Origin of the sequence: Stenotrophomonas maltophilia (assembly GCF_039555535.1) — a bacterium.
Taxonomy (GTDB): Bacteria; Pseudomonadota; Gammaproteobacteria; order Xanthomonadales; family Xanthomonadaceae; genus Stenotrophomonas; species Stenotrophomonas maltophilia_Q.
The window spans coordinates 3,859,706-3,872,942 of record NZ_CP154630.1; the positions used below are offsets into that span (position 1 = coordinate 3,859,706).

Annotated in this window: 9 protein-coding genes; 1 reads left to right on the top strand and 8 read right to left on the bottom strand. The window is 67.6% G+C overall.

Translation table 11 applies throughout. From position 1 onward, the window contains the following. Nucleotides 1-160: 160 nt before the first annotated feature. The 8 genes from AASM09_RS17855 to AASM09_RS17890 form a co-directional block, all read right to left on the bottom strand. Nucleotides 161-994, bottom strand: a complete 834-nt coding sequence (locus AASM09_RS17855) for a TrmH family RNA methyltransferase (protein WP_049429892.1) — start codon at nt 992-994, stop codon at nt 161-163. After that, nucleotides 987-2,504, bottom strand: a complete 1,518-nt coding sequence (locus AASM09_RS17860) for an alanine/glycine:cation symporter family protein (RefSeq protein ID WP_049429891.1) — start codon at nt 2,502-2,504, stop codon at nt 987-989. The genes AASM09_RS17855 and AASM09_RS17860 overlap by 8 nt, the downstream gene beginning before the upstream one ends. Before the next feature lie 240 nt (nt 2,505-2,744). Then, complete coding sequence (locus tag AASM09_RS17865; RefSeq protein WP_049429890.1) at nt 2,745-3,341, bottom strand: GNAT family N-acetyltransferase; 597 nt, start codon at nt 3,339-3,341, stop codon at nt 2,745-2,747. Further along, nucleotides 3,334-6,459, bottom strand: a complete 3,126-nt coding sequence (locus AASM09_RS17870; RefSeq protein WP_049429889.1) for an efflux RND transporter permease subunit — start codon at nt 6,457-6,459, stop codon at nt 3,334-3,336. The genes AASM09_RS17865 and AASM09_RS17870 overlap by 8 nt, the downstream gene beginning before the upstream one ends. Further along, nucleotides 6,456-7,562: an efflux RND transporter periplasmic adaptor subunit gene (locus AASM09_RS17875; protein WP_343368555.1), complete on the bottom strand. Its 1,107-nt coding sequence runs from the start codon at nt 7,560-7,562 to the stop codon at nt 6,456-6,458. The genes AASM09_RS17870 and AASM09_RS17875 overlap by 4 nt, the downstream gene beginning before the upstream one ends. A gap of 300 nt (nt 7,563-7,862) precedes the next feature. After that, nucleotides 7,863-9,926: a TonB-dependent copper receptor gene (locus AASM09_RS17880; RefSeq protein ID WP_049429887.1), complete on the bottom strand. Its 2,064-nt coding sequence runs from the start codon at nt 9,924-9,926 to the stop codon at nt 7,863-7,865. 71 nt (nt 9,927-9,997) lie between these two features. Next, nucleotides 9,998-10,405 carry a DUF2946 domain-containing protein gene (locus tag AASM09_RS17885; RefSeq protein ID WP_049429886.1) on the bottom strand — a complete coding sequence of 136 codons (408 nt, stop codon included), beginning with the start codon at nt 10,403-10,405 and terminating at the stop codon, nt 9,998-10,000. Between the two features lie 597 nt (nt 10,406-11,002). Further along, nucleotides 11,003-11,986, bottom strand: a complete 984-nt coding sequence (locus tag AASM09_RS17890) for a LysR family transcriptional regulator (protein WP_049427427.1) — start codon at nt 11,984-11,986, stop codon at nt 11,003-11,005. Nucleotides 11,987-12,193: 207 nt separating this feature from the next. On the opposite strand from AASM09_RS17890, the gene cysK reads away from it, so the two are divergent. Beyond that, on the top strand, nt 12,194-13,153 hold the full coding sequence (gene cysK, locus AASM09_RS17895; protein ID WP_049427425.1) for a cysteine synthase A: 960 nt from the start codon (nt 12,194-12,196) through the stop codon (nt 13,151-13,153). Nucleotides 13,154-13,237 lie beyond the last annotated feature (84 nt).

Below are 13,237 nucleotides of genomic sequence, written 5' to 3' on the forward strand. Positions count from 1 at the left end.
CAACGAGGGTTGGAGTTCCACCCTGCGTCGCCGGGAATGGCGAACCAATAAGGAAAGTTTCAAATCACCAGCACGCCATGCGCGTTGCAAAGCGTACTAAGCTGCCGCCCAGGGTCAGAGCCCCCGCCCTGGGCGAGGGATCTGACCTCGGTCACGGGGCTCAACCGCGTCGGCTGGCCCACTGCGCCAGCAGCACCGCCGTGGCGGAGGCCACGTTCAGGCTCTCCACCGCGCCGCTGCCAGGAATCGAGACCTGCAGATCGCACTGGCTCGCCAGGCCACGGTCCATGCCCTCGCCTTCGGCGCCCATCACGTACACCAGCCGGTCCGGCAGCGACGCGCGGAACACGTCATCACCGCCCTCAACCAGCGTCGCGGCCAGGCCAAAACCGGCGCTGCGCAGCTGTGCCATCGCCTCCGCGGTCTCCGGCAACTGCACCAGCTGCACCGATTCCGCACCGCCTTCGGCCACGCGTGCGGCAGCACCGGACAGCGCCAGCGTGCTGCCTGCCGGCAGCAGCAGCGCCTTGACCCCGAAGTGCGCGGCCGAGCGCAGGATCGCGCCGAAATTGTGCGGATTGCCGACACCGTCCAGCCACAACGCCAGCGCCGGGCCTTCGCCCAGATCGGCCAGCCACTGTGCCAGCGGCACAACCGGCGCGCGCAGCACGTCGGCCACCAGGCCTTCGTGATGGGTGGTGGCAGCCAGCTTGTTCAGGTCGCCTTCCTCGACGACGCGATAGCCCACGCGGTTGGCCACGCACCACTTCAGCACCGGCTGCATGCGCGGAATCAGCGCGTCCACCAGGTACAGCTTGCGCAGCGCCTGCGGGCGCTTGGCGAACAGGGCCTGCACGGCGTTCCAGCCATACAGGCGCAGTTCGTCGTTGCCGCGCCCCGGCGGCGGCGGGGTGCCGCCCTCACGCGGAGGCAGCGGGGTGGCCCGCGGCGGTCGCGACGACGGGCGGCGGGCATTCTTCCAGGGATCATTCACTACGGGACAACTCCAGCTTGCGTTGACGCCAGAAATCGGCGTTCTTGATGCCCAGGGCATCGGGGTCGAAGATCGGATCCAGGCCGAGCTTCTTCTGACGTTCGTAATCACGCAGGGCCAGCATCGCCGGCTTCTGGATGATGAGGATGGCAATGATGTTCAGCCAGGCCATCAGGCCCACGCCGATGTCACCCAGCGCCCAGGCCAGGGTGGCATTGTGGAACGCGCCGAACACCACCATGCCGATGATGCCCAGGCGCAGCAGCAGCACGGTCAGTGGGCGCTTCTTGTTGTGGTTCACATAGCTGAGGTTGGTCTCGGCCATGTAGTAGTACGCCATGATGGTGGTGAAGGCGAAGAAGAAGATGGCGATCGAGACGAACGCCGAGCCCCAGCCCGGCAGCACCGCTTCAACGCCAGCCTGCGCGTAGCCCGCGCCTTCCGGAATGCCGGCCAGGCCCTGGAAGATCGGCGCGGCGCCGGGCACCGGCGAGTACACATTGTAGGTACCGCTGGCCAGGATCAGGAACGCGGTGGCGGTGCACACCATCATGGTGTCGAAGTAGATGGCGAAGGCCTGCACATAGCCCTGCTTGGCCGGGTGCGAGACTTCCGAGGCGGCCGCCGCATGCGGGCCCGAACCCTGGCCGGCTTCGTTGGCGTAGATGCCGCGCTTGATGCCCCACTCCACCGCCAGGCCCATCATCGCGCCGAACGCCGCGTGCGTGCCGAAGGCGCTCTTGAAGATGATGCCGAACATTTCCGGCACGCGGTCGTAGTTGATGATCATGATGACGATGGCCATCAGGATGAAACCGGCTGCCATGAACGGCACCACCACTTCAGCGAAGTTGGCGATGCGCTTGACGCCACCGAAGATCACCACGCCCAGCAGCAGGGCCACGACGATGCCGATGCCCAGCTTCAGCGCCTGCACGGACTCCATGCCGAAGGCCTGGCCATCGAGCGGACCGCACAGGGCAGTGCCGCGGCAGGCGTTGATGATGCTGTCGGCGATGGCATTGGCCTGCACGCCCGGCATCAGGAAGCCGGCAGCGATGATCGTGGCGATGGCGAAGGCCAGCGCGTACCACTTCAGGCCCATGGCCTTTTCGATGTAGTAGGCGGGGCCACCGCGGTAGCGGCCTTCGGCGTCCTTGGTCTTGTAGATCTGCGCCAGGGTGCATTCCACGTACGAGGTGGACGCGCCGAGGAAGCCCATCACCCACATCCAGAAGATCGCACCGGGGCCGCCGAAGGCGATGGCGGTAGCCACGCCGGCAATGTTGCCGATGCCCATGCGGCCCGCCATCGACATGGCCAGGGCCTGGAACGAGGACACGCCGGCGTCGGATTTCTCACCCCTGACGGTGAGGCGGCACATCTCGACGAAACCCCGGATCTGCATGAAGCGGGTGCGCAGGCTGAAGAACAGGCCGGCGGCCAGGCACATGAAGATCAGTGCCTTGCTCCAGATGATGCTGTTGATGAAATGTACGGTAGCTTCCACGCGCGCTCTCTCCAGTCGGCGGGTTGTAAGGACGTCCCGTCGGCTGGAAGGGACCGGTCGATTCTCCCTGATCGAAGGCCACTGCGGTAGCGGCAGAAGGCAGGCGGCCTCGGGAGGGCCGGAATAGCGGCGGTAGAGTCGACTGTTAGTCGACTGCCGTTGGCCCCGGTTGCAAAAGAGCCCGCGCTGCGCGCGATAGTCGACTGACAGTCGACTCTACCCCTCCCCCTCCCCGGCTGCTCAGGGAAGCTGCGTGCGTACCCGGGCGAAGCGGCGCAGGTCGTGCAGCTCGCCCCGCTTGTAGATCGCGCAGCGATCCACGCCCTCTTGCTGGAAACCGTTCTTTTCCAGTACACGTGCCGAGCCGAGGTTGAAGTCGACCACCCCGGCCTGCAGCCTGAACAGGCGCAGCTCGTCCATCACCCATGGCGCGAACAGGCCGACCACGCGGGTCATCAGGCCCTGGCCCCAGTAGGCCTGGCCCAGCCAGTAGCCGAGTTCAGCCATATGACCGCGCTCGGCGCTGCCCTGCTGCGCGCCGACGCTGCCGCAGGCCTGGCCGTCGATCTCGATGGCCAGATTCAGGGTACCGGGCGCCAGCACGCGACCGGCGAGGAAGGCCTCGCCGTCGGCACGCGTGTAGGGGTACGGGAAGCGGTCGCGCAGGCCACGGGACACGTCGGGGTCGTTGGCGTGGCGCAGCAGTGATTCGAGGTCGTCGGGGCGCCAGGGGCGAAGTTGGAAGCCGTCGCCTTGCAGGGGTGGGGTCAGAGCCCTTTCCCGTTGGGAACGGGATCCGACCCCCGATCCGACCCCGTCGGCGCGAGCGTCAGGCATGCCCACCCACCGACGGCGATTCGGCTTCCTGCTTCTCCAGTTCGCGCTTCACCGCTTCCGGCGAGCGGGTGTACGGGGCCAGTCGCGCGTAGAACGCCGGCACCACGAACAGCGACAGGAACGTCGAGAGGGTCACGCCGAAGATGATCACGATGCCGATGGTGCCACGGCTGGCCGAGCCGGGACCACCGGCCACCACCAGCGGGATCGCACCCACCACGGTGGCGATCGAGGTCATCAGGATCGGGCGCAGGCGCACCATCGCCGATTCGATGATCGCCTCGCGCACGGTGCGCCCGTCGTCGCGCAGCTGATTGGCGAATTCGACGATGAGGATGCCGTTCTTCGCCGCCAGGCCGACCAGCATGACGATGCCGATCTGGCTGAAAAGATTCACCGTGCCCCCGCTCACCCACAAGCCGACCAGCGCACCGAGCACGCCCAGCGGCACGGTCAGCATGATGGTGAGCGGGTGGATGAAGCTTTCGAACTGCGCGGCCAGCACCAGGTACACCACCAGCAGGGCCATGGCGAAGGTCAGCAGCACTGCGCCACCGGCACTCTGGTACTCGCGCGATTCGCCCTTCCAGTTCACCTGTGCGTACTGCGGCAGCTCTTCGCGGGCCACGTTCTGCGCCCAGGCAATGGCCTCGCCCAGCGGATAGCCCGGCGCCAGGCCGGCGGTGATGGTGATCGAGCGCAGGCGGTTGAAGCGGTTCAGGGTGCCCGCCTCGGCCACTTCACTGAGCGTAACCAGGTTGGACAGCGGCACCAGCTCACCGGAGGTGGCACGCACGCGGATCGCAGCCAGGTCGGCCGGGCTGGCGCGTCCATCGCGACCGGCCTGCACCAGCACGTCATACTCTTCGCCGTTGTCGACGAAGGTGGTGACGCGGCGCGAACCCATCATGGTTTCCAGCGCCGAACCGATCGCGGTGACCGGCACGCCGAGATCGGCCGCGCGCTGGCGGTCGATGTTCACCCGCATCTGCGGCCGGGTTTCCTTGTAGTCCGAATCCGGGCCGACCAGGCCGGGATTGTCGGCCATGCGCAGCAGGATGCGGTCGCGCCACTGCGCGATCTCCGCGTATTCCGGCCCGCCCAGCACGATCTGGAAGGGCTGGCCGCCACTGCGCACCAGGCCACCACCGACCTGGGTACGCACGCGCACGCCGCGCATGGTATCGAGTTCCTTCTGCAGTGCGTTGGCCACATCCGGGGTGGCCTCGCTGCGCTGGCGCCACGGCTGCAGGAAGATGCTGACGCGGCCGGTGTGCATTTCCTCGCTCGCGCCCCAACCACCCGGCACGCGCGGATTGGCACGCACGATCGGCTTGTCCGGACCGACGTGCGGGGCCAGCAGCGCTTCCACCTGCTGCACCTGCTGCACGGTGTAGTCGTAGCCGGCGCCTTCCGGGCCGTCGATCATGATCTGGAACGAACCGCGGTCTTCGGCCGGCGCCAGTTCCGACGGCAGCAGCTTCAGCAGGCCCCAGCTGGCGGCCAGCGCGGCCACCATCACCAGCAGGTAGATCCAGGTGCGGTCGACATGGTGGTCGAGCACGCGGCCGTAGCCCGAGGCCAGGCGTTCCAGATTGCGGTTGATGAAGCCATGCAGGCCGCGCGGGGCGTGTCCGGTGTGCGGCTTGAGCAGCTTGGAGGCCATCATCGGCGTCAGCGTCAGTGCCACGAACGCGGACAACGCCACCGCTGCCGCCAGCGCCACCGCCAGTTCGCGGAACAGGCGGCCGGTATTGCCTTCCAGGAAACCGACCGGCAGGAACACCGCCACCAGCACGGCGGTGGTGGCGATCACCGCGAAGGCAACCTGCGTGGTACCGCGCTTGGAGGCCACCAGTGGGGGCTCGCCCAGGTCGATGCGGCGCTGCACGTTCTCCACCACCACGATCGCATCGTCCACCACCAGGCCGATGCATAGCACCAGGGCAAGCAGGGTCAGCAGGTTGATCGAGAAGTCGAACGCATACAGTGCGATGAACGCAGCCACCAGGCAGACCGGCACGGTCACCGCTGGAATCAGTGCGGCACGGAAGCTGCCCAGGAACAGCCAGATCACCGCCAGCACCAGGATCATCGCCTCCACCAACGTGGCATAGACGCGGTCCACAGCGGCTTCGATGAAGGTGGTGTTGTCGAACGCCACGAAGATCTGCGTGCCCTTGGGCAGCGACAGCGCAACGCGTTCGGCTTCGGCACGCGCCGTGCGCGCCACGTCCAGCGAGTTGGCGGTGGAGGTCTTGACGATGCCCAGGCCGATGCCCGGCTCGCCGTTGCTGCGGTAGTACGCGCGACGCTCGGCCGAGGCCAGCTCGATCTTCGCCACGTCGCCCATGCGCACCACGTAGCCGTCGCGGCCCTTGCCCAGCGGGATGGTGGCGAAGTCTTCGGGCTTGATGTAGTTGCGCTCCACGCGCAGGGTGAAATCGCGGTCGGTCGACTCGATGCGCCCGGCAGGCAGTTCCACGTTCTCGTTGCGCAGCGCGGTTTCCACATCACCGGTGGTCAGCCCGCGTGCGGCCAGCTGGTCACGGTCCAGCCAGATGCGCATCGCATAGCGCTGGCGACCGCCAATGCGGACCTGGGCCACGCCATCGAGGCTGGAAAAACGATCGACCACATAACGGTCGGCGTAATCGCTCAGTTCCAGCGTGTCCATGGTCGAGGAGACCATGTTGAACCAGATGATCGGGTCGGCATCGCTTTCGACCTTGGCGATTTCCGGCGGCCGCGCTTCTTCCGGCATGCGGTCGGCGACACGGCTGACCGCATCGCGCACGTCATTGGCCGCCGCTTCGATATCGCGGTTGGAAGTGAACTCGATGCTGACCTGCGAGCGGCCGTTGGTGCTGCGCGCGTTGATCGTATCGATGCCTTCGATGCCGGCCAGTGCGTCTTCCAGCACCTGGGTGATGCGGCTTTCGATGACCGCCGCCGACGCGCCGGTGTAGTCCACCGACACCGACACGATCGGCGGATCAATGGCGGGCAGTTCGCGCAGGGTCAGGCGGGTGAAGGACATCACGCCCAGCACCAGCAACAGCAGGCTCATCACCACGGCGAACACCGGCCGCTGGATGGAGATGTCGGACAGCTTCATCCGCCGTGGCCCTCGGCCGCGACCGGTGCCGACGCGTCAGCCGGCTTCGCACCGCTGGCCGGTGCCGCATCCTTGGCCGCGACCTTCAGGCCCGGGCGCAGCTTGCCGGTGCCGTCGACCACGATGCGCTGGCCGGCCTCCAGGCCCTGCTTGATCTCGACCACGCCGGCACGGCGCGCACCGGTCACCACGTCCACGCGCTCGACGCTGTCGTCGTTCTTGATGCGGTACACGAAGGTATCGCGGCCGACCTGCACCACGGCGATTTCCGGCACCACCAGCGCCGGGCGCTCGGGGCGGAACAGGCGCACGTCCAGCAGCATGCCGGGGCGCAGTGCGTGGTCGCCGTTGGCGAAGTCGGCGCGCACGGTCACCGCGCGGGTGGCCGGATCGATGCGTGCGTCGATGGTGCTGACCACGCCCTCGAAGGTACGGCCCGGCCACGCCACGCTGGCGGCACTGACCTTGTCACCGACGCCCAGCGCGGCCAGTTCCACTTCCGGCACCTGGAAATCGATGTGCATGTGCTCGATGTCGTCGAGCGTGGCGATGACCGTGGTCGGGGTCACCAGCGAGCCAGGGCTGACCTGGCGGATACCGAGCACGCCGGCGAACGGTGCGCGCACACGGCGATCGCCGATGTCGGCCTGCATCTGCATCACGCGCGCCTCAGCGGCATCACGGATCGACTTCTGCGTATCCAGCGTGGCGCTGGACACCAACCGCTGGGAGGCCAGCTCGCGCTGGCGCTTGTACAGCTGGTCGGCCTCGTGGAACGTGGCCTGCGCCTGCACCAGCGCCGCTTCCTGGGCCTGGCCGCGCAGGGTCACGATCGGCGCACCGGCGGCGATGTGCTGGCCGCTTTCGAAATGCACCTTCTCGACGATCTCGCTGACCTTGGCGGTGACACTGATCGACTCGCGCGCCTTGGCGGTGCCCAGTGCCTGCAGGGTGTCGTTCCACTGCGTGGGCTGCACCACCTGCGCGGTAACCGGCACTGCTTCGCCCTGCCGACGCGCGGCGGCCTCCTGTTTGCCTGCGCACCCGGCCAGCACGGCCAGGCTGAGGCCAAGGGCCAGGGTCGAAGCGATACGAGCCAACATGAACGGTCCTGATTGATCCACGGCCGCCGAGTGTAGGCAAGGGCCTGCAAAAGCGGTATGTGCCAAGCGTTTACCGGCGTGGAGCCGGCATCGCGATAGCGCCTTGAACCCGTTCCATGCAAGGCTGATGACGGCAGTGTCGGCGTGTGTCGGGGTGTATCCAGCCGTGCACGGCAGGCGTTGCCATCGTAGAGTCGAAGCTGCCCGACCGAGGGCGTTGGGCAGGGGGCGGATCCTGGCGGGGATCCGGCCCCGTTTTTTTGCCCGGTGCATGGGTAGCGCCGGGCCATGCCTGGCGGATCAATACCGGTAATTCACCTTCATCCAGACGCTGCGCCCGGGCTCGTTGATGCGCACCGGATCGGCCGGGAAGCCGAAGTCGGCGCTGCCGGCCAGGTTCAGGTGCTCGCTGTAGGCGCGGTCGAACAGGTTGTCGACACCCGCGCTGAGCTGCAGCTGCGAACTGAAGCGATAGGCGGCGTTGAGCGCGAACGTGGCGAAACCAGCACTGGGACCCAGGTCCTGGGCCACCACGTTGCCTTGGCCATCTGCGACACGATGCTGGTGGGTCACCGCGCGCAGCAAGGCCCCCGCGCTCCAGCGCTGGCCTTCCCAGTTCGCACTCAGGCGCGCTTCCAGCGGCGGCATCTGCGGCAGCGGACGCTGCTGGTCGCGGTTCTCGCCCCAGGCGTAAGCCAGCGTGCCCCCCAGTTTCCATTGCTCGGCCACATTCACTTCCAGCCCTGCCTCGGCACCGGCGATGCGCGCATCGATGTTGCTGGCCTGGCTCATGCCCATCATGCCGCTGCCGTGATAGGTGAACAGGATGTAGTCCTGGATCTGCCCGGCGTAGGCCGAGACCCAGGCCTGCACGCGTGGGCCCTTGTACTGCAGGCCGACGTCGAGCTGGGTGGTGCGCTCCGGCTGGATGCCGGCAAACGCGTTCGGTGCACCGGCCGGACCGTGATCGGGCGAGAACAGCTCCCAGTAATCGGGCATGCGCTGGCTGTGACCGAGACCGGCATACCAGGTCAGGCCGTTGGCCAGGTCCTGTTCGTAACGCAGGAAACCACTGCCCAGCCATTCCTTGCGACGCTGGCCTGCGGTCGGATTGGGCATGTTCCCCATCATGCCGCGGATCGACTGCCGCTCATCGCGCACGCTGGCGCGATCGATGCGCAGGCCACTGATCCAGCGCTGGTCGGTGCCGGCGCCCAGGGTCAGTTCGCTGAACACGCCATAGCGACGGAAGCTGGCATCGGTCTCCCACGCCGCCTGCCGGTAGGTATCGCGGCCCATGCCCATGCGGCCGCGGTGGCGGCTGTCTTCGCCATCCACACCCGCCACCAGCTGCACGTCCTGCCAACGCCACTCGGAACTGACCCGGCCGCCCTGGGTACGGCGGTCCACGTTCGAGGCCATCGGCATCGGCATCATGCTGTTGGGATTCGGCGTGCGCAGCGTGTAGTTGTCCATCACGTGGTCGGCTTCGTTGTAGTACACGTTGGCCTGCACCGTGTCCCACGCGCCCGGCAGGTTGCGCTTCTCGAAGCGTGCCGCGTAGCTGGTGCGCTCGAACGCGGCGCCGTCCATGCCGCGCCCGGCATAACGCGCGATCGCATCGCCGGCACCGGCTGAGATTTCCAGCAGCGTATCGGCATCCGGCGTCCAGCCGATCGCCACATCACCGTTCCACTTGCGCCACTTCGACGGCACCACGTCACCGTGGCCGTCCTTGTAGTCATCGGCTTCGGAGCGGTTGCCGCTGGCACGCACGTAGCCGGTCGGGTTGCCCAGGGTCAGGTCCAGTACCTGGTCGTTGCGGTTGCGCGAACCGACCAGCGCACTGGCATCGGCACGCACGCCCGGCTCCTCGAAGCGCGGCGTGTCGCGCTCGAAGCGCACGGTACCTGCCGACGCACCTGCGCCCCAGCGCACGCTCTGCGGGCCCTTGATGATGGTCAGGCGGTCGAAGCTCTCCGGGGCGATGTAGGACAGCGGATTGTCCATGCGCGACGGGCAGGCACCGATCAGGTTGCCGTCGTTGCTGAGGATGTTCAGGCGCGACCCGAACATGCCGCGCAGCACCGGGTCGCCGTTGGTGCCGCCGTTGCGGATGGCGGAGAAACCGGGAACGGTTTTCAGGTAATCGGCACCATCACTGGCCGGCACCGGCTGCCGCGGCAGGCGCGGATCGGTCACCCAGTGCAGCGGCGAGGACGGTGCGGCGGCGGTGACCACCATCGTGTCGAGGGTGCGCGCTTCTTCGGCAGGCGCAGCGTGGGCCAGTGACGTGGCCACGGCCAGGCCAAGGGCAACCGGCAGGCGCGCGCAGGCGCCCGCGGGGCGGGAAGTCATTTTCATCGGAACAGCTCCAGGGTACGCACACGCGCACGGCGCCCGGTCAGGCGTCGTGCGGCAGATTCATGGGGATATCAGCGGACGATGGAGACGCGTGGTGGCCCACGTGCGGCATGTGCTGGCCAGTGCAGCGCGGGCAGCACCTGCTGCGACCACGGGAACACCAGGCGCGGCCGCCACAGCAACGGCAACAGCAGCACCAGCACCGCCAGCCACGGCAGCAGGCGCATGGCCAGCACGCAGTACTCGCAGGCTTCGCCGTGCATGGCGTGGGGATCGGCGGGGCGGTTGGGCGCTGCCGGCGCAGCGCCATGATGATCGTGCCCGGCCATGGCCATGTCGTGCATGTCATGGCCCATGGCGGCGTGGTCCATCGGCGGCGCCTGCAGCGCGCGGCTGACCAGCGGCGCAAGCACCATCAGCAGCGTCGCCAGGATGGCGAGCTGGAGCAGAAGGCGCTGCGGGCGGGACAGGCGGGTCACCCCGCTAGTGTAGAGGCGGGTCGAGGGTTGCCCGTGCGACGAACCGTCGCAGGAGGGGGTTTGTCGGCAGGGCTGCGCCCTGCACCTGCCGAATCAACGTCAACGTCAAAAGCGGGCAATCCGTGGGATGGCGGGGTGGGTCCGGTTGCGGGAGACGCCGTAAACCCGTCCTTGGGGGCTTGGCCGCGGCATCCATGCCGCGGACACTCCCGCAACCGGACCCACCCCGCCTTCGACAGATTTCTGCGATCTGTTGGAACGGCTTTGGGGTCAGATCCGTTTTCCGAAGGAAAACGGATCTGACCCCAGATGTATTTCGATATCTGACAGCTTTCATCCACGCATGGCGTGGATCTACCGAGTCGACCAAGGTCGACACCTACCAACAGCCGCCGGAATCTGTCAGAGGTGGGGCGGTGTCGGAGTGCGGGGTGTCAGCCGCATGGATGCGGCTGCCAAGCTTACAGGGACGTACTTGCAGCGTCCCCGCACTCCGACACCGCCCCGCCAACCCACGGAATGCCGCTTCTGCTGTTGCTGTTGCTGTTGCTTGAATGCCGCGGCAGATGCAGGGCTGCAAGCCCTGCTCGACCAACCTCACACCGTGATGGTCTGGGTCAGGGATTCCCAGGTCGGTGGCACCGGCCAGGCAGCGGCCTGGTTGCCATCCAGAACTCTTCGCAGGTCGCGCGGATCAATCTGCGGTGCCAGCACATGCACCAGTTCCAGCGCGTAATCACGCAGCACCCGGTCGCGCGGCAGCACCGCCCAGGCGATGCACTCGCTGATAGGGTCCGGCGCCGGCCACGATCTCAGGTCTTCGTCGTTGGAACTGACCGCCATCTCGGCCAGCAGCCCCACGCCCAGCCCGGTGCGCACGTAGGTCTTGATCAGGTCGGCGTCGAGCGCGGTCAGCGCCAGGTCCGGCACCAGCCCGTTGGCGGCGAAGGCGCGCTGCAACGACGAGTTCGGGCGGGTCGAGGATTCATAGCTGATCAGCGGCTGGCGGGCCAGCGCGGCCAGGTCCGGTGCACGACCGGCGCGATCCAGTGGATGGCCCTTGGGCACCACCACCAGCCGTCGCCAGCGGAACAGCGGCACCGCGATGCCATCGGTGGGTTCGCCACCGGCGGTACTGATGATCGCGATATCGGCATCGCCCTGGTTCAGGCGGTCCAGTGCGTCGGCCTCACCGGCCTGCTGCAGGTGCACGCTCACCTGCGGGTAGGCCTGCTTGATGGCTGCCACCGCCGGCGGCAGCACGAAGCGCGCCTGGGTGTGGGTGGTGGTCAGGATCAGCTGGCCCTGGCTCTCGCGGCGCTGGTTGGCAGCGTAGGTGCGGATGTTGTTGGCCTCGGACAGCACCGCGCGGGCGCGGGCGATCACCTCGGTGCCGGCCGGGGTGACCGATTCCAGGCTGCGGCCCTTGCGCACGAACAACAGGAAGCCGAGCTCGTCCTCCAGCTGCTTGAGCTGCTTGGACAGGCCGGGCTGGGTGGCGTGCACGCGCGAGGCGGCCAGCGTGATGTTCAGCTCGGCGTCGGCGATGGCAACCAGGTAGCGCAGCTGGGTCAGCGTCATGGGAGGCGGGCGGCGTGGGGCGGAGGTCCACTCTAGGGTCAATTGCCGTCACCAGCTTATAACCAAAGGTTGTTTAAGAAAGGTATCTGGTCATTTCCGGGCGTCATATGCCGGCGCTACGGTCAGCCGGCAGCCGCTGGCCTAACAGCCAGCCCTCCCCCCTTCGCCCGCCGAAGCCCGGCGCGGCCCCGTTTCCGGAGCGCTTCCATGGCCCTGTACGACTCCATCCTCGATACCGTCGGCAACACCCCCATCGTCAAGCTGCAGCGCCTGGCGCCGCCGCAGGTCAGCCTCTACGCCAAGGTCGAGTCGTTCAACCCGGGCGGCTCGGTGAAAGACCGCCTGGCGCTGGCGATCATCCTCGACGCCGAAGCGCGCGGCCTGCTCAAGCCGGGCGACACGATCGTGGAGGCCACCTCCGGCAACACCGGCGTGGCACTGGCGATGGTCGCCGCCGCACGCGGCTACAAATTCGTGGCGACCATGGTCGAGACCTTCTCGGTGGAGCGCCGCAAGCTGATGCGCGCGTATGGCGCGAAGGTGATCCTGACCCCGGCCGCCGAACGCGGCAGCGGCATGGTGCGCAAGGCGCGCGAACTGGCCGAGCAGCACGGCTGGTTCCTGGCCAGCCAGTTCGCCAACCCGGCCAATCCGGCGTATCACCGCAACACCACCGCCGCCGAAATCCTGCGCGATTTCGCCGGCAAGCGGCTGGACTACTTCGTCAGCGGCTGGGGCACCGGCGGCACGCTCACCGGCGTAGGTGAAGTACTGAAGGTCGCGCGCCCGCAGACCCGCATCATCGCCACCGAGCCGGCCGGCGCCGCACTGCTGAAGGGCGATGACTGGAAGCCGCACAAGATCCAGGGCTGGACCCCGGACTTCGTGCCGGACGTGCTCAACCGCGATGTGGTGGATGAACTGGTCTCGGTGGACGACGACCGCGCCATCGCCACCGCGCGCCGGCTGGCGGCGGAGGAAGGCATCTTCGTCGGCATCTCCGCCGGCGCCACCGTGGCCAGTGCCCTGGACGTGGCCGCACGTGCCGAACCGGGTTCAGTGATTCTGGCCATGCTGCCGGACACCGGTGAACGCTACTTCTCCACGCCGCTGTTTGCCGATGTGAACGAAGGCTCCGACGACGAGTGGCTGGCCGGCCTGCCGTGATGCGATTCGCCGGGCATGGCCCGGCGCTACCGACATGCGACTGCGGGTAGCGCCGGGCCATGCCCGGCGTGCGCCCCGCTTCAG